This window comes from Adlercreutzia sp. DFI.6.23 (assembly GCF_024462535.1).
In the GTDB taxonomy this organism is placed as follows: domain Bacteria; phylum Actinomycetota; class Coriobacteriia; order Coriobacteriales; family Eggerthellaceae; genus Adlercreutzia; species Adlercreutzia rubneri.
This window is the reverse complement of sequence record NZ_JANGBP010000003.1, coordinates 222,595-238,147: the sequence shown is the minus strand read 5'-3', so window position 1 is coordinate 238,147 and position 15,553 is coordinate 222,595. Positions and strand designations below refer to the sequence as shown.

Annotated in this window: 16 protein-coding genes; 5 read left to right on the top strand and 11 right to left on the bottom strand. The window is 61.4% G+C overall.

What is annotated here, in order from left to right; translation table 11 throughout:
* Positions 1 to 106: 106 nt before the first annotated feature.
* From hypE to NE591_RS04175, 3 genes are read right to left on the bottom strand one after another with little or no spacing between them, the layout of a single operon-like run.
* On the bottom strand, positions 107 to 1,132 hold the full coding sequence (gene hypE / locus NE591_RS04185; RefSeq protein WP_114538588.1) for a hydrogenase expression/formation protein HypE: 1,026 nt from the start codon (positions 1,130 to 1,132) through the stop codon (positions 107 to 109).
* On the bottom strand, positions 1,132 to 1,554 hold the full coding sequence (nikR, locus tag NE591_RS04180) for a nickel-responsive transcriptional regulator NikR (RefSeq protein WP_022738200.1): 423 nt from the start codon (positions 1,552 to 1,554) through the stop codon (positions 1,132 to 1,134). The genes hypE and nikR overlap by 1 nt, the downstream gene beginning before the upstream one ends.
* A 12-nt stretch (positions 1,555 to 1,566) precedes the next feature.
* Positions 1,567 to 1,821 (bottom strand): dynein gamma chain protein, encoded by a 255-nt coding sequence (locus NE591_RS04175; protein WP_114538587.1) that lies wholly within the window; start codon positions 1,819 to 1,821, stop codon positions 1,567 to 1,569.
* 86 nt (positions 1,822 to 1,907) lie between these two features.
* Between NE591_RS04175 and NE591_RS04170 the strand changes: the two genes are divergently transcribed.
* Positions 1,908 to 2,351, top strand: a complete 444-nt coding sequence (locus NE591_RS04170) for a hypothetical protein (RefSeq protein ID WP_147272649.1) — start codon at positions 1,908 to 1,910, stop codon at positions 2,349 to 2,351.
* A gap of 528 nt (positions 2,352 to 2,879) precedes the next feature.
* Here NE591_RS04170 and NE591_RS04165 read toward each other — a convergent pair.
* Entirely contained in the window at positions 2,880 to 3,806 is a 927-nt protein-coding gene (locus tag NE591_RS04165; RefSeq protein ID WP_231699534.1) for a HipA domain-containing protein, read from the bottom strand.
* A 177-nt stretch (positions 3,807 to 3,983) separates the two neighbouring features.
* Here NE591_RS04165 and NE591_RS04160 point away from each other — a divergent pair, with 177 nt between their 5' ends.
* Both NE591_RS04160 and thpR read left to right on the top strand, forming a co-directional pair.
* Positions 3,984 to 4,844 carry a DegV family protein gene (locus tag NE591_RS04160; RefSeq protein ID WP_256156346.1) on the top strand — a complete coding sequence of 287 codons (861 nt, stop codon included), beginning with the start codon at positions 3,984 to 3,986 and terminating at the stop codon, positions 4,842 to 4,844.
* Between the two features lie 99 nt (positions 4,845 to 4,943).
* The gene (thpR, locus tag NE591_RS04155; protein WP_114540569.1) at positions 4,944 to 5,504 is read left to right on the top strand and encodes an RNA 2',3'-cyclic phosphodiesterase; all 561 of its coding nucleotides are present in this window, start codon (positions 4,944 to 4,946) and stop codon (positions 5,502 to 5,504) included.
* A gap of 102 nt (positions 5,505 to 5,606) precedes the next feature.
* On the opposite strand, the gene NE591_RS04150 is transcribed toward thpR, so the two are convergent.
* The 4 genes from NE591_RS04150 to NE591_RS04135 all read right to left on the bottom strand — a co-directional run bounded on the left by NE591_RS04150 (position 5,607) and on the right by NE591_RS04135 (position 11,001).
* The gene (locus NE591_RS04150; protein ID WP_231699535.1) at positions 5,607 to 6,362 is read right to left on the bottom strand and encodes a MerR family transcriptional regulator; all 756 of its coding nucleotides are present in this window, start codon (positions 6,360 to 6,362) and stop codon (positions 5,607 to 5,609) included.
* 449 nt (positions 6,363 to 6,811) lie between these two features.
* Positions 6,812 to 7,972, bottom strand: a complete 1,161-nt coding sequence (gene nrfD / locus NE591_RS04145) for an NrfD/PsrC family molybdoenzyme membrane anchor subunit (RefSeq protein WP_114549436.1) — start codon at positions 7,970 to 7,972, stop codon at positions 6,812 to 6,814.
* 9 nt (positions 7,973 to 7,981) lie between these two features.
* Positions 7,982 to 8,599 (bottom strand): 4Fe-4S dicluster domain-containing protein, encoded by a 618-nt coding sequence (locus tag NE591_RS04140; protein WP_114540571.1) that lies wholly within the window; start codon positions 8,597 to 8,599, stop codon positions 7,982 to 7,984.
* A gap of 2 nt (positions 8,600 to 8,601) precedes the next feature.
* The gene (locus tag NE591_RS04135) at positions 8,602 to 11,001 is read right to left on the bottom strand and encodes a molybdopterin-dependent oxidoreductase (RefSeq protein WP_173114836.1); all 2,400 of its coding nucleotides are present in this window, start codon (positions 10,999 to 11,001) and stop codon (positions 8,602 to 8,604) included.
* A gap of 273 nt (positions 11,002 to 11,274) precedes the next feature.
* Here NE591_RS04135 and NE591_RS04130 point away from each other — a divergent pair, with 273 nt between their 5' ends.
* On the top strand, positions 11,275 to 11,871 hold the full coding sequence (locus NE591_RS04130) for a TetR/AcrR family transcriptional regulator (RefSeq protein WP_173114840.1): 597 nt from the start codon (positions 11,275 to 11,277) through the stop codon (positions 11,869 to 11,871).
* Here NE591_RS04130 and NE591_RS04125 read toward each other — a convergent pair.
* Positions 11,868 to 12,614, bottom strand: a complete 747-nt coding sequence (locus NE591_RS04125) for an SOS response-associated peptidase family protein (protein WP_147270679.1) — start codon at positions 12,612 to 12,614, stop codon at positions 11,868 to 11,870. The genes NE591_RS04130 and NE591_RS04125 overlap by 4 nt on opposite strands.
* A gap of 277 nt (positions 12,615 to 12,891) precedes the next feature.
* Here NE591_RS04125 and NE591_RS04120 point away from each other — a divergent pair, with 277 nt between their 5' ends.
* Positions 12,892 to 13,257, top strand: coding sequence for an arsenate reductase family protein (locus NE591_RS04120; protein WP_114549432.1), 366 nt, complete (start codon positions 12,892 to 12,894; stop codon positions 13,255 to 13,257).
* 137 nt (positions 13,258 to 13,394) lie between these two features.
* Here NE591_RS04120 and NE591_RS04115 read toward each other — a convergent pair whose 3' ends face one another.
* Positions 13,395 to 13,886, bottom strand: coding sequence for a hypothetical protein (locus tag NE591_RS04115; protein WP_114540576.1), 492 nt, complete (start codon positions 13,884 to 13,886; stop codon positions 13,395 to 13,397).
* A 12-nt stretch (positions 13,887 to 13,898) separates the two neighbouring features.
* Positions 13,899 to 15,416, bottom strand: a complete 1,518-nt coding sequence (locus NE591_RS04110) for a molybdopterin-dependent oxidoreductase (RefSeq protein ID WP_114549431.1) — start codon at positions 15,414 to 15,416, stop codon at positions 13,899 to 13,901.
* Positions 15,417 to 15,553: the final 137 nt, after the last annotated feature.

Here is a 15,553-nt window from a genome sequence, read left to right as displayed (position 1 = left end):
GGCTTTCCGCCCCCCGTTACTTCACTGCGCAAGATACCATGAAAGAGCCAAAGCGCAAGTAGAAATAGAAAACTTTTCAGGGGGCGGCTAAGGAGTGCGTAACGAACTAGCAAATACGGGGAAGCTGCTCGCCGACGAGCATGTCCAAGATGCGGGTGCTACCGAAAGCGGTGCGCAGGAACACCTTGGGGCCGCGGGCCGGGTCGGCCTCGGTCACGCGCCCGATAATGGCGGCGTCGTCACCATAGGGACTCTTCCGCATGGCGGCCAACGCCGCCTCAGCCTCATCGGCGGCCACCACACAGACCATCTTGCCCTCGTTGGCCACCTGCATCACGTCGTAGCCGAGCATCTCGCAGGCGCCCAGCACGGCGTCCTTCACGGGAATGGCATCCTCGTCCACGGTGATGTCGGTGCCGGACTGCTCGGCCAGCTCGTTCAGCGTCGAGGCAATGCCGCCGCGCGTGGGATCGCGGAAGCAACGGGTGTGCGGCGCCGCGGCCAGCACATCGGCGATGAGGTGGTTCAGCGGTGCCGCATCGCTTTCGATGTTCGCGGAGAAATTCAAGCCCTCCCGGCAGCTCATGATGGTGATGCCATGGTCGCCCAGGGTGCCGCTCACCAGCACTGCATCACCGGGACGAATTTGCGCGCCGCCCAAGTTCACGCCCTCGGCGAGAGCGCCCACGCCACTCGTATTAATATAGATGCCGTCGCCATGGCCCCGGTTCACCACCTTGGTGTCGCCGGTGACGAACCGTACGCCGGCCTCGCGCGCCGCCTCGGCCATGGAAGCGCAGATGCGGCGCAGGTCATCCATGGGAAAGCCCTCTTCCAGAATGAAGGCGCAGGAGAGATACAGCGGGCGGGCGCCGGAGGTGGCCACGTCGTTCACGGTGCCGCACACCGCCAAACGGCCGATGTCGCCGCCGGGAAAGAAATGCGGCGTCACCACGAAGCTGTCCGTGGAGTAGGCGATGCGCTCACCCGGCGCGAGGGCCGGCAGCACCGCCGCGTCATCGCCGCGCAGAAGCTCGTCGGTGCCGTAGGCCTCGAAGAACACCTCGTCGATGATGCGCTTCATCATGGAACCGCCGGAACCATGCCCCAGCATTACCTTCTCGTCTGCCATTACATAAACCTTCCCGTGGTGGTAAGCACCAGCTTGCCGTTCTTCACGCCCTTGGTGCCCAAAATGAGGTTGGCCACGCTTTGCACGAGGCCCGTTTCACCGCGCATGACGATAACCTCCAAGCACATATGCTCGTCCACATGTACGTGCATCGTGGAGATGATGGTGTCGAAGTAGTCGTGCTGAATGGTGTGCAGCTTCTCCTGCAGATCGTTGGAGTGGTGGTCGTAAATAATGGTGAGCGTGCCCATGACAAGGCCCCCAGGCGTTGCGCACTCTTCTTCCACGAGGGCGTCGCGCACCAAATCGCGCACCACTTCGCTGCGGTTCTTCGCCAGGCCGCGGCGAGCCACCAGCTGGTCGAACTCCATGAGCAGCCCCTCGGGCATGGCCACGGAGAAACGAACAAGGTCGTTGCTCATCGGTCGCGCCGCCTAGACGCGGGCGACGGTGAAGCCGGCGGCATCCTTCGCGTCATCTTCCATGGCCTCTTTGGCCTCGTCAAGTGCGGCGCGCACCTCGTCGAGCAGGCGCATCACGTCATGCAGCTTTTCCCCCACCGTGGCAAACCCGGCGTCGGAGGCCAAATGCCCCAGATCGTGCGCATGGCGGCGCTCGAGCTTAATGTGGTCGTCGATCTGGTCGATCATCATTTCCAGCTGGCCGGTGTTGACTCCATTGGTGCACATGGGCGCCTCCTTGGAATTTGCTACTATATACAGGAATGTTTTATCGCGAGTGCGAGCGCAGCGCAAGAGGGAGTGTGATTTCTTCCGTGAAAAGTAACATTTTTGAGGTAACGGGCGAATCGGTGCTCATGCTGTACGGCAGCCACCTGACCGGCGCGCCAACCTCCACGCTGCTCGTGCTGAGCGAGACCCCTTTGGGCGACGCAGCCTTGGAGGCCCTAGAGAAATCGGCGGTGAGCTTGGAGTTCGGCACTGCCCCTCTGGCGCAGGTGGTCGTGGAAACCGCCGAGGGCAAGCTGGGCGCGGAAGACGTGCGAACCATCGTGGAAGGCCTCGACCCCGTGGCGCTTGTGGCCTGCGACGCCTTCGCCGCCGAGGCGCTTTCGGCCGCCTACCGCACACCGGTGACCCTGGATGCCGACAATCGCCTGATGGGCCGCACCGCCGCCATCTTCCAAGACTTCGAAGGCATGATGAACACCCCCGCCGACAAACAACGCGCCTGGGCGCTCCTGAAGAAGCTGCGGTAGAGAGACCTTCTGAATAGCGAAACTCCAAATTGCAAGGCAAAGCCCTCCGCTAACTTAATTATTTGAAGAGATGTGCCGGCAGAAGACGACTGCGCTCGTAATGCAGAGAACAGCATCGCGATCGCCCCCTGCGCTTCTTCCTGGGGCAAGCCTTTTTGCTTGAGTATTTCCAGGCAAATCCTTTCAGCATTCGGGTAATCCTGCATTTGATTTGCCTGTTTTGCCCGGGTAAAAAGCTCCTTGATACTCGCAGAAGACGATTCTTTCCCGTAAAAGACTTTGTCTAATCTGCGCGCTATCGCATCATTAACCCTGCAGGAACCGCTATCAACCCATCCGCACTTTGTCTTGCGGTACAACCGCCCTTCGGATTCAAGCTCGTCCATAGCCAAGATAACTCCTTCTGCGCATCCGGTTATCGCTCAAATAGGTATAATTGATCATCGCTAAAGATGTTCTAGCTAATACAGAACGAAGAAACCGCCGAAGCTCGGAACCATCCCGGAAACAGCATCGGCCCCCCTCAATCTACGAAAGCGGAAGAATACCCTCTTCGAGACGCTTTCTCAGAAGCCGCTTGTGCTCCTCGCGCATCGATTCCGATAGAAGCACGACGCCGTAGGCCTCCTCGGGCACGCTGTCGATGAGTCCGTCGATGGCCTCCATGTCCACGGCTGCCGCAAAGCGCTTGATGGCGGCGGTCAGATCGGGGTTCGACGTCTTCGCCATGTACTCGAAGGGGTGGATCGCGACGCTGCCGCCTTCGCCATCCGGCAGCCGATAGCACGAGACGTTCGTTCCGAAGGCGTCCTCGCGCTCGGCCTCTTCGTCGCCCAGGCGACGCGCCGCCACACTCGGACTGCGCTTGCTGAAGAGAGAACTGCCCATGTCGTAGACCGGCGCCAGCTCGTAGGTCATCGGCGCCGTCATGAGAACGCCCCAATTCCCGTTGTTGCGATCGGGGTTCTTGATGAAGGCGTCCGCCACGAACATGTCCCAAAACCGCTCACGTACGCCCGGCACCCTGCGCAGTAAATCGGACGTTTCGATAGCGGCCAGCACGTCGCCGAGCAGGATGACCTCGCCATCGGACGGAGCGGAACTGAACCCGGCATCGTCATCGGAAAGGGCGTTCTTGATCTCCTTGAACTCGAAGAGCCGCGCGTTCGGGAACGTGAAGTCGCGGCAGGCACAGACGATCTTCCCGGCACGGTATCCCAGCATTGTCTCGTGCACGGGAATGCCCAAAAGCTCGTAGATGTGCGATCCCAGATATTCGGAAACAGGACTTGAGGTGTACGAGGGTAGATGCTTGCCCATCAAATCCCGCGTCGTGCGCGGATACTTGGCAATCCAGGGCTCCCCTTCGATGAGAATGCCCTCTTTCTGTCCCGCGCGCCCTCCATAGAAAAGGCCGCTCGGAGCGCAATCGCGCAGATCAGCGATCTCCACCATGAAACGACCTCCTTCAATTCGCGCAAAACAGTTCAGCCATTGTAGCACGAGCGCAATAACGCCTGCATAGGCTCGCCTCGCTTACAAGAAAAGCCAGAGACGCGTTTAGGACATCCACTGTCCACAATAGCGATACAATGCATTTCAACTTTTCAACCTCCTTTGAAGGAAGTGACCATGCCTAACGTCATCATCAGCGCGGACAGCACGTGCGACCTCTCGCCGGAACAGCGGGAGCACTACCAGGTTCGCAGCTTTCCGTTTCACATCGAATTCCGCGGGCGCGACCACTTGGACAACATCGACATCACGCCCCAGGTGCTCTTCGACGGCTTCTACGAGGACAAGTCGCTGCCCCAAACGGGCGCCTGCTCGCCGGAGGCCTACCGGCAGCACTTCGCCGAGCTTGTGGCCGACGGCTCGCAGGTCGTCCACTTCAACTTGGGCAGCGCGCTTTCCTCCGCCTACGAGAACGCGAGCGCTGCGGCGGCCGACATGGAGGGCGTCTACGTCATCGACGGCAAGAGTCTTTCGACCGGCATCGGCCTGCAGGTGCTCGCGACGTGCCGCATGCGCGATGCCGGCATGAGCGCCGCCGACATCGCCCGCGAGGCAGCCGATCTGCACAGCCGATCCCATGCGTCGTTTGTGCTGGACACCATGGAATTCCTCGCCGCCGGCGGCCGGTGCCCCACACTGGTAGCTTACCTGGGCGGCAAGCTCAGCTGCAGGCCGGGCATCCTCGTGGACAACCAGAGCGGCGCCATGAAGGTGGGCAAGCTCTACCGCGGCAAGCAGGAGAAAGTGCTCGAGCGCTACATGAGCGACACCCTGGCGCGCTACCCCGACATCGTGAAGGACGAGATCTTCATCACCCACTCCGGCGTGAGCGACGAGATTGCCGACGCCGTGCGCCGCATGCTGGAAGAGCGCGGATTCCGCACCATCTACACCACCACGGCCAGCTGCACCATTTCGAGTCACTGCGGACCGGGCACCCTCGGCATCCTGTTCATGACCGAAACGCCGAGCGCTTAGAAAGTACGGGACGAGAGGGGGAGCGAAGCGGAGCAGCTCGCCCATCATCCTGCCACACCGCCACACCAGCGTACCAGCATCGAGAAACGGAGGATCGCCATGCGCGCATTCATCGCCCTGGAACTACCCGCCGACTTCGCGGATGACACGGCGGCTGCAGCGCGCCGACTAAGCGCATCTTTGGAGGGACGTTTTCTCGACCGCAGCACCTACCATCTGACGCTGGCCTTCCTCGGCGACATCGATGATGCCGAAGCAAGTCGGGCCATGGACGCCCTCGATGTGGCTTGCGCTGGCTCGGCTCCTGTTTCGCTTGCGCCCGACGGCCTGGGAAAGTTCGGCCGCCCCGCCGACGCGACGCTCTGGCTGGGCGTGGCGCCCGACCCGGCCCTTCAGGCCCTGGCCGAACGTGTTCGCGAAGAACTCACCGCCCGCGACGTTCCCTTCGACCCGAAGCCTTTCCGCCCTCACATCACCTTGGGGCGCCGGGTGCGCATTCCGAAAAAGCCCCTACCGCCACTGGCCTTCCCGCTGCCGGCGCACGCCCGCACCGTCACACTGTTCAAGAGCACGCTTTCCCGCGACGGCGCCGAATACAAGCCGCTCTACACAGTGGAGCTGGGGGAGCCGGCAGAGATGCCGACGTCAACCCCTAATTAGCTGAAAGGCCCCGGGCGCACATGGCTACCCGGGACCGACGCCATCGTACCTTGCGGCAAGCTCACCAGGGAACCCCAGGCAAACCGCGCATCGCTCAAAGGGTTATTGCTCGGCGCACCAAGCCACAAGTGCGTCGCGCAGGAAGGCCGTCGCGCCTTCGCCTACCGAGCCGTCGTAGTAGGCCGTGAAACGCGGATCGGCCACGTAGCCCTCGGCCAGGGCGGCATGGGCCGCTGGAGAATAGGTCCCCTCGCCCCAGTGCATTTGCAGCCAGCGAGCGTGCATGGCGCACAACTCCCGAGCCGCTTCGCCTGTCGGGTCGCCCGTCGCCTTCGCCTGCACCAGCTGCTCGAGGATGGCCGCCTCCAAGGCCTTGGCGTCGTTCCACTCTGCCTCGGTCATGCCGGCCATGCGCTCGTTGGCCGCGTCCATGGCCGCATCTCCGTGACGTCGGCGTACCTCGGCGCCGTAGTGCTCTTCGTTCTCGGCAATGGCCCGGGCCTTCATGCCTTCGAATCGTTCCTTATCGGTCATAGTGCATCTTCCTTCCAGGGACGCGATGGTCTTCTCCACCGTTCCCATCAGAGTTTCCAATTCTTTTTGCCGTGCGCGCAACGTGGCAAGGTGGTCGGTGAGCACCGCACGGAAGTCGAAACGGTCATCAGCGAAGGCGTCGCGAATGGCGCCGAGAGAGAGCCCACAGGACCGCAGCAGCAGAATCTGCTGCAGCCGCTCCACATCCGCCGCACCGTAACGGCGATAGCCGCTGGCCGTGCGCTCGGGATGCAGCAGCCCCTCGTCCTCGTAATGGTGCAGCGCCCGCACGGTCACGCCGGCCAGCTTCGCCAGCGAACCCACGGTATACGAGGTCCCTTCCGCTTGCGTCCTTCGCTTCTTTTGCACACGTGGCATTTTGGCCGCTCCCACCTCCGCCTCCCTTTCGTCTTCCTTCGCTTCCAGCGCTTCCGTTTCCAGCGCCTTCGCTTTCGGCGCCTTCGCTCCCAGCGTTTTTGCTCCCAGCGCCTTCGCTTCCGCTTCTTCGCGAGATCGCTCATCTCGCCTTGCCAAGACCAGCATAAACCCTCACGTTCCGTAAGGGTCAAGGGCTTTCAGAAGATTTTGTAGCCGCAAATCAACGGTTTTTACGGAACAACCGTGATTTTGAGGCTAAAAAAGACCCATCTTCTCGCAAACGGGCAAAAAGATAGCCCCGAATCGACGGTTCTTCCGTAAAAACCGTCGATTCGGGGCTTAAAATTTCCCAGCGCTCCTCTTGCGCCACAGCTCAACGCTACTTCGGCGCAGCGCTACTTCTTCAGCAGCTTCTGACAGAGCACGGTGAAGGCGCAGATGCCCAAAGCGAAGATACCCACGGTGAGCACGATCTCGGGAACCGTCGGCGCGTAGGTGCCCATCAGCGTCCACATGTCGGCAGCGCCGCCCGCTTGCGCGGCCGTGGTGCCCAAGGTGATGCCGTTGCCGCCCACGATGTTGGGCACGGCGAAGCCGGTGAACATGAGCCAGCAGCGCTTGCAGAACACGCCGGCCACCACCAGCGCGGAAGCCACACCGACCACCTTCATGTTGCGGCGGTTCTTCGCGAACACCAGCAGGCAGAAGGGAATGATCAAGCCGCAGATCACCTCGAACCAGAAGAACGGGGCCGTGCCGCCGAACAGCAGGGTGTTGATCACGGCCATGCCGCCCTCGGTGCCGTTGTAGGCCGTCGTCAGGATCTCGCAGCCGATGAAGTAGGCATCCACGGCGATGCAGGTGCACAAGAGCCCGGCCAAGCTCGTGAGGAGCTCGTCGGTCGTCTCGAACACGCCACGAGCACGCAGGCCGAGCAGGGCCAGCACCAGAAGCGCCAGGCCGGAATCGAGTGCGGAGGCCACGAAGATCGGCGCCAAGATGGCGGTGTGCCACGCCTCGCGGGCCACTTCCAAGCCGAAGATCCACGCCGTCACGGAGTGCACGAGGATGGCCACCGGCAGAGCGAAGCGCGACACCACGGCCACCTTCGCCGGATCGGCCTTGCGCGAGCACATGAAATACAGGTACACCAGATTGATGACCAGGTAGCAGGTGATGACGATCATGTCCCAGGCCAGAGGCGACAGGAAGTTCAGCCCCGTGAACATGCGCCAGATGCGCTGGATGCCGCCGAGGTCCACCAGCACGCAGATGCCGGCGCAGCAGATGCACACGAGCGACAGGATGACAGCGGGCAGCGCCACGGCCTTGTACTTCTTAATGCCGAAGATAGAGGCCGACGAGGCCACGATGAGGCCGCCGGCCGACAGGCCCACGAAGAACATGAAGCAGGTAAGGTACAGCCCCCAGCTGGTGGAGTTGTTCATGCCCGTGATGCCGAGGCCGAACAGAAGCTGGTACACGTACACGCCGATACCCACAAGGGCGATGGCGCCCGAACCCACCACGAGCGGGTTTTTCATCACAGAAGTCATAGCACCCTCCTAGCGAACGTAAAAGACCTGCGGGCGCGTGCCCTTATCTTCCAACAACACCTCAGCGCCCTGATCACGGCGCAAGCGCGACACGGCGGAATCCGGGTCGTCCAGGTCGCCGAAGATGCGGGCATCGGCCGGGCAGCAGCGCACGCACATAGGCTCGTCGCCCTCGTCGGTACGCTCCTTGCACAAGGTACACTTCTCCATCACGCCGCGGGCGCGCTCGGGCACGCGGGCATCTCCGTAGGAGGCACCGGTGGCGCGCACCGGATCGTTCCAGTTGAACGTGCGGGCGTTATAGGGGCAGGCGGCCATGCACATACGGCAGCCGATGCACTTGTCGTAGTCGATTTCCACGCGGCCCTTGTCGTCTTTATAAGTGGCGCCCGTGGGGCACACACGCTCGCACGCCGGGTTCTCGCAATGCTGGCACGCCAGCGGCAGATAGGTGCGCGAAAGGTTCGGATACGTGCCCTCGGCGCTATCGAAGCGCTCGCACCCCTCGGTGAGCACGCGGTTCCACAGCATGCCATCGGGCACGTTGTTCTGCATCTTGCAGGCCAGCGCGCAGGTGTTGCAGCCGATGCAGCGATGCAAATCAATGCCAATAGCGAGCTTCGTCATGGCTATTCACCAACCTTCTTGATCTCGATGAGCGTGTCGTTGTAGGGGATCATGGGACCGAACGGCAGGGCATAGCCGCGCGGATTCAACGTGTCGTTGGAAACGCTCTGCATGATGGTGCCGTCCAGGTACTGGCGGTAGGTGCTCTCCACCATAAAGGCGCTCTCCGGCCGCACGGCCTCGTTCACGCGCAACACCGTGCGGAAAGAGCCGCGGTCGTTGAAGACCTCTACCGCATCGCCGTCTTCCAAGCCGCGGGCGGCAGCATCCGCGGGATTCAGCTCGATGCAGGGCTCGGCCACTTCCTGAATCCACTTCGCACCAGAGTAGGCCGAGTGCACGCGGAAGCGAGAGCGCGCCTGGTTGAACTGCAGCGGGTACTTCTCGCGCAGCGGGTTCTCCGGATAGGCCTCGCAAGGCGCCTCCCAAGCGGGGAAGGCCTGGCCGAACTCCAGCAGCGCCTCGTAATAGGGCTCCTGGCGACCCGAAGCCGTGCCGTAGGTGAAGCCCACCTCCGGGGCGATGAGATCCTCCGAGCCGATGAGGCGCAGCGCGCCGCCGGCTTCCTGCAGTTTCTCCAAGGTGAAGCCAGCCATCTGCGGATCATCGGTGGTCAGAAGCGCCCGGGCGTACTCCTCGCCATCGGCCGGGAACAGGTCGCCCAGCCCCATGGCCTCGGCGATGCCCTTCTCGATGTAGAAGTCCGACTTGCTTTCGAACAGCGGATCGAGCACCTTCAAATTGGCCAAGATGTGGGCATTGGCACACTTGATGCCGCCCACGGAATCGGCGCATTCGAACTTGCTGCACACGGGCAGCACCAAATCGACGAAGTCGGCCACCGAGCTGTGGTAGATGTCGGCCAGGCACACAAAATCCAGCGAGTCGAGCCACTCCAGCGTCTTGTTCCAGTTCGCGGCCTTCTGGGTGGGGATATCGCCGAAGAACATCGCGCCGTGGATAGCGTCGCCCTTCACCACGTCGTAGAAGCCCTGGGGGCTCGGCGCCGGCGCCATGCCCTCGGGCAGCGGCCATGCGCCAAGCGCCGCCTCGTAGGGAGTCACGTGGTAGCCGTAGATGCCGCAACCAGTGCCGCGCTTGCCGTAGTTGCCCGTCAGCGAAGCGATGAGCGCGTAGCAGTGACCGGCCACGTCGTTGTTGCCGAACTTGTCGATGCCGCCCACGCCGTTGTCTATGATGGAGGGGCCGGCCGCATACTGCTCGGCCACATCGGCCACCATCTCGGCGGGGATATCGCAGGTCTCAGCGGTCCATTCCAGGGTATAGGGCTCCATGTCCTTGCGAAGGCGCGTGAACTGGGTCACGTAGCGCTTGCCGTTTACGGTGAACTCGCCTTCCAGCGCCGGGACCGCGCCCTCGGCGGTATGGGGCACTGCCGCGTTCGTCGCTTCGTCCCACATATAAAAGGTCTTCAGCTCCACCGGCTCGCCGGTTTCCGGATCGGTGCCCGTCACCACGTCGGCCAAACAGGCGCCTGTTTCGGCGTCGATCAAAAACGGCAGCGCGGTGTGGGCCAGCACATGCTCGCGATCGAACAACTCCTCGTCCAGGATGTACTTCGTCATGCCAAGGAAGAACGCCGGGTCGGTGCCGGCACGCAGGTTCACCCACTGATCGGCCTTGCCCGCCGTGGGGCTGAAGCGCGGGTCGAGGCAGATGAACTTCGTGCCCGCTTCCTGGGCGTCAAGCATGCCGCGCGACCAGGTGAGACTCGTTTCCACCAGATTGGTGTTGGCTAAAATGACCACGTTGGCCTCGGGCCACTCCCACATAGTATTCTGCGCGAACATGCCGATCCAGGGCGAGAACGCCATAATCTGGCCATTGCCCTGACCCATGTCGTAACCGTTCAAGCCACCGGCCTGAGCGCCGAGCACGCTGGCCAAAAGTGGTGGGAAGCGCTGGGAGGCCTCCGTGGAGAACTGGATCCACAGCGCCTCCTTGCCATACTTGTCCTGAATGGCCTTGAAGTTCTCGGCAATCATTTGGAAGGCCTCGTCCCAGCTGATGGCCTCGAACTCGCCGCTCCCGCGCTCGCCCACACGCTTCATGGGACGCTGGATGCGGGCGTCGCCGTAAATGTTCTGCACTTCGGAGATGCCCTTCAGGCACACGTTCTGGAAGCGCTTGTCCTCGTTCTCGCGCGGCTGGATCATTGCCAAACGTCCGTCGCGCACCGTGCACTGCAGCATGCAGTTGCACAGGCAGTGCTCGTTGTGGTACGTAAAGCCCAGCGTTTCACTGGCCGCGGGCTCGGCCTGAGCCGCGCTGGCAGCGATGCCCGTCAGGCTCGCCCCCGCAAAGCCAGCCGCTCCCGTGGCCGCAGCGGCCTTCAGAAAGCCGCGACGGCTGAGCATGGCGCCCCTCGGTTTCTGCTCCATACTATCCTCCTGCTCTCTCGTGCGCAATCGGCGTCCTCGGCCGGCGCCGCATAGTCGCCTGCCTGCAGCCGATGCCCTCGATTCCGTTCCGACCCCTCGTCGGAATCGGTTTCTGGGTGCAGTCTACGAAGCGTCAACAGGAAAAGCACTGCCCACTCCCCCGACCCCGTGGCTTAAGCCCCACTTTCCGGAAAGTGGGCATTAACGTAGGCCTCCGAGCAAGCGCAAAACCGCTAAGATGCTAACCAGCCAATGAAACGACGAGGAGGGACGATGGCGGACAAGAAGAGCGATCTGCGCGTCGTGCGCACGCGCAATGCCCTGCGCGCGGCCTTCGAGGAGCTTATCGCCGAGACGACCCTCGACAAGATCACCGTGAAAGCCCTCACCGACCGGGCCGGCATCAACCGCAAAACCTTCTACTTGCACTACGAGACCATCGAGGCCTTCTACGACGAAATTATGAACGGCATCATGGACGAGTTCTTCGAGTACTACGAGAAAACGCCGGACGACCCTTGGGATATGGACGGTCACGCCCGACGTTTCTTTCGCTATCTGGCCGCCCAGCCTCCCATGATTGAGCAGCTGGTGTGCTCGCCGAGCTTCTACGATTTCGGAGAGCGCATCTATGCCACCCAAATGAACCGTTACCGGGCCTTTGCCGACGAGCTGTTCTGGCGCGAGGGGATCACGTCCGAGAGCGAAGAACTGATATGCGCGCTTATTCGCAACATGGCCCTGGAATGCTACCGCCAATGGGTGCGCGCGGGAAAGGTCGTTCCCATGGAAGAGGCGGCCCAGATTCTCGGCTCCATGACGTTGCACAGCGTCGAGCACCTCATGAGCCCCCGGCCCGAGAGCGATTAGAACAGCGACATTTGGTCGGAGTCGGAGGGACGACGGGTGGGAGCGGGTTCTTCCTGGGCTTCCAGAGGCACGGGCGCGTGACGAGCGAGCAGGTCGCGGGCGGTGGTGGAACGATCCAGCCACGCCAAGGCTTCCGGCGCCGTCAGCGAGAGGGGCATGCGGCTGTGAACGCGCCCCACCACGGCGTCGGGCTCGCAGGTGACCAGCACGAAGCGGTCGCCCAAACGCAGTCCCGCCAGCAGAAGCGCCGTACCGCCCGCACTCGCGAACCGATACTGGGGCTTGCGACCGCCTGTTCCGCCATCGACATTCCGCGTCTCGTAAAAGGCGCGCACGGGCACAATGCAGCGGCCGTTCTCGACCGCCTCACTCCACAGGCCCGATCCCGACAGCGCCGATTCGATGCGCGCGTTGAACACGAGCCCGCGCTTCCAGGAAACATCGACGCCCCACAAAAGGTCGACCCTCGTCAGATCGCCACCGCGATCACCGACGAAGGAGGCTCCCTCGCCGTCGGAAACCCAATCGCCTTCGATCCGCTCGCCATCCATCACAATAACCGAGCTTTCCGCGCCGGGATAGCAATCAAGCGCGTCGAAGGGCACGTCCATCGGCTTCCCGAACGCTGGGGGCACCGCCATCGCCGCCCCCGTGCCGCTCGCCAGCGGCCGCCGCACGGCCCGCAGCCAATCGAGCACCGCATCGGTCTCTTCCCCGCTCACCATCTCAAACCGATGACACACAACGGCCCCCTTCGGATTCGCGCCCGCACGCTTTCTCGCCCCAAACTCGCAGCTGAATAAGACCTATCCGGAAGATACTGTTTTGCAATATGCGTGAGCTTGATCTGCAAAACCCGCACTGTAGCGAAATCTATTGAATATAGACAGGTCGTAGGAATATACCAAGTATAGTAAATATAGCAAATCTATTTTTCGGACGAAGTATAGCAAATATAATTCTCAAGCGAAGTAGAGCGAACGCAACCCATCGGGCTGCGCGTGAGAAAGCGAGGGCGTCATGGCCGCCGATGTTCTGTTCTTGGAATACCCGAAGTGCTCCACCTGCCAGAAGGCTAAGAAGTGGCTGGACGCACACGGCGTGACCTACGCCGACCGGCACATCGTGGAAGACAATCCCACCGCCGATGAGCTGCGCACGTGGCACGAGCGCAGCGGGCTTCCTCTCAAGCGCTTCTTCAACACGAGCGGCATGCTCTACCGCGAGATGGAGCTGTCGAAGAAGCTGCCCGACATGCCCGAAGACGAGCAATACGCCCTGCTCGCCACCAACGGCATGCTCGTAAAGCGCCCCTTGCTCATCACCGCCGCCACCGTCATCCCCGGCTTCAAGGAAACCGCTTGGGAAGAGGCGCTGGGGGCTTAGTGCAGCGGCGAAACTGCGGGCTAAACCGCAGGCATCTCAGATAAGCAAAGCCGACAGCTAAATCGGCCCGACCTTCCCGCCAACGCGGGCCGACCGGGCCGATTCATGAAATAGCAAGTAGAGGGGAGGCTTGCTATTTACCGAGATTGGGCAAGTGCTACCAGAGCCTCAAGGCTCACCCCCGAGACTTCAGCTTGCGCTACCGCCCCGCCACCCGGAGCATTGGAAGCGCAGGAGCACCCGATGATCTTGGCCGAGTCCCCCTCCTCGAGCATCTGCTCGGGAACCGTCCACGAAAGCCCGTCGATGCCGCTCACTCTCAGATCGCTTGCCACGCTGCGAACCGCGTAGTCGGGCAAAGACGCACAAAGTGTCGCAGCGGCCTTGGAGAAGATGCCGCTAATGTACTCGTTCGAACTTAGCGAATCCTGCGTATAGACGAACGTACCGACAACTTTGGAAACAGCATCATGGCTCTCCGTCGCAACAGCTTCCTGCGAGACATCTTGGATCGCGACCGCGTCACAAGTCCCATTCGACTCAATGGCCATGGCTGGCGCAACTATGGCACTACTCGCAAGCATTGCGCAACCAACAACTGCCGTGGCCTTTTTCACAGTCTTGCTCATGATCTCCCCTTCCTACTCTTCCACAACCACATACACCGACGCGGCAGTCTGGGTATCGAAGCCGCCCGCATCGCCAGGCTTCACCGACAACATGTACACGCCGGGCTCCGTAGGCGTCCACTTTGCCGTGAAATACACCCATTGGTCTCCATCGAAATCGGCAGGAACTTCGATATCAGTCCAGCTGTAGCCGTAGTCGGCGCTGAAGCGCACTGCCGAGGTGTGGTGCTCGTCGCACTGCGCCGCCCACACATAGCCTTCCAACGTTACCGTATCGCCTAACTTGTAGGTCTGGCCGTCCTTGCTCGGAGTCCAGAAGGCACTGTCCAGCGGATCGCAAATCTGGTTGTAGATATCGGATCCCTCGGGCGGGAAACCTGTGTACCAATCGTTCCAGCCCGTCTTGTCGGGACGCTCCTCCCCAATGAAGTCAATTTGCGTGAGATACTTCGTCCATGAATAGGCGGGCCATCCGGGAACCACGTAACGCAACGGTGCGCCCTCTTCCGGGGAAAGAGGCTCTCCATTCTGGGCCCAGGCGAGCATGGCCCCCTCGGCAAGATCCTCTTCAATCTGGCTGTACAACCCGTTCATGAAGCCGTCGGCCGTCGAGCGCTGCACCGTGACCATGCCGTCCTTCAAGCCACCGCACGCCTCAATCACATCTTCGAGCAGAACACCCGTGTACTCGATATTACCTACCTGGGTGCAATCGAATCCATTGCCGGCGCAGATGGCGCAAGTTCCCTTGGTCACCTCTCCAAGCGCCTTCAATTCATCAAGCGTGAAAGTGCGAGGGCTGTTCACGCCACCGCCTACTTTCAACTCGTAGGAAGCAACATCGATATTTTCGACCTGCCCGTTGACGCTGCAAAACAAGTCCTCGAGAGAAGATGTGCGCTGGTCTAGCTCAACTTTGTCAAGCTGCCAATCATTGACCACGTTGATGCCCGCGATGGTGTCTCCTCCCGACACATTTCCGCGCAGGGCAATCCATTCCTGCCATTCGGGACTACCGACGTTCTCAGGGAAACCACCCAGCTCACCGGTGTAGATGTACTCGTCGAAGAGAACCAACTCCCCATCATTGGTGGTCGCGTGACACGTGAAGCAGTTGCCCGTGAATGCCTGGTTATTGTAATGGGCCTGATGAATCGCTTCCCCAATCATGGGGCCGCCACCGATAGCTTGCGGCCGATGGCACGTCATGCAGTCGGTGACCTTCGTCCCCTGCCCATAGGTTGCCAGATCTTTGTAGGGCAGATGCTGCCGATACCCTGAAACGAACGAGTACAAATCGTCGCCGTGGCAAGACCCGCAACCGCGATTCCCAGCATTGATAAAGTTTGTCGTATAGTCGGCCTCGGGGAAAAAACCCGGGTCACGCTCTGTCGATCCCGATTGAGCCAAGGTGGTTGGCTCAGGCTCGACAGCTTCCACCTCGCGCGTTTGCGGCTGGCAAGCTGCCAGGCAGAAGACAGCCAACGACAGCATCAGAACGATTATTCCGACGATGCGTTTTCTTTTCATTAGTTCTCCTCCTTCTCATAGAAGTTGTTCATAGACACAGCCTCCTGCGGAACCACCTCCTTACTATTTCGCTGCACTATCAACCCTAATCTCGGCTAACGCATTCGTCTTGAGCAAAACAGACGGGTCTTTTCACG

Coding starts and splice junctions, on each gene's coding strand:
- hypE (WP_114538588.1), bottom strand. CDS start 1,132: ATGGCAGACGAGAAGGTAATGCTGGGGCATGGTTCCGGCGGTTCCATG.
- nikR (WP_022738200.1), bottom strand. CDS start 1,554: ATGAGCAACGACCTTGTTCGTTTCTCCGTGGCCATGCCCGAGGGGCTG.
- NE591_RS04175 (WP_114538587.1), bottom strand. CDS start 1,821: ATGTGCACCAATGGAGTCAACACCGGCCAGCTGGAAATGATGATCGAC.
- NE591_RS04165 (WP_231699534.1), bottom strand. CDS start 3,806: ATGGTGGAGATCGCTGATCTGCGCGATTGCGCTCCGAGCGGCCTTTTC.
- NE591_RS04160 (WP_256156346.1), top strand. CDS start 3,984: ATGCCTAACGTCATCATCAGCGCGGACAGCACGTGCGACCTCTCGCCG.
- thpR (WP_114540569.1), top strand. CDS start 4,944: ATGCGCGCATTCATCGCCCTGGAACTACCCGCCGACTTCGCGGATGAC.
- nrfD (WP_114549436.1), bottom strand. CDS start 7,972: ATGACTTCTGTGATGAAAAACCCGCTCGTGGTGGGTTCGGGCGCCATC.
- NE591_RS04140 (WP_114540571.1), bottom strand. CDS start 8,599: ATGACGAAGCTCGCTATTGGCATTGATTTGCATCGCTGCATCGGCTGC.
- NE591_RS04135 (WP_173114836.1), bottom strand. CDS start 11,001: ATGGAGCAGAAACCGAGGGGCGCCATGCTCAGCCGTCGCGGCTTTCTG.
- NE591_RS04130 (WP_173114840.1), top strand. CDS start 11,275: ATGGCGGACAAGAAGAGCGATCTGCGCGTCGTGCGCACGCGCAATGCC.
- NE591_RS04120 (WP_114549432.1), top strand. CDS start 12,892: ATGGCCGCCGATGTTCTGTTCTTGGAATACCCGAAGTGCTCCACCTGC.
- NE591_RS04115 (WP_114540576.1), bottom strand. CDS start 13,886: ATGAGCAAGACTGTGAAAAAGGCCACGGCAGTTGTTGGTTGCGCAATG.
- NE591_RS04110 (WP_114549431.1), bottom strand. CDS start 15,416: ATGAAAAGAAAACGCATCGTCGGAATAATCGTTCTGATGCTGTCGTTG.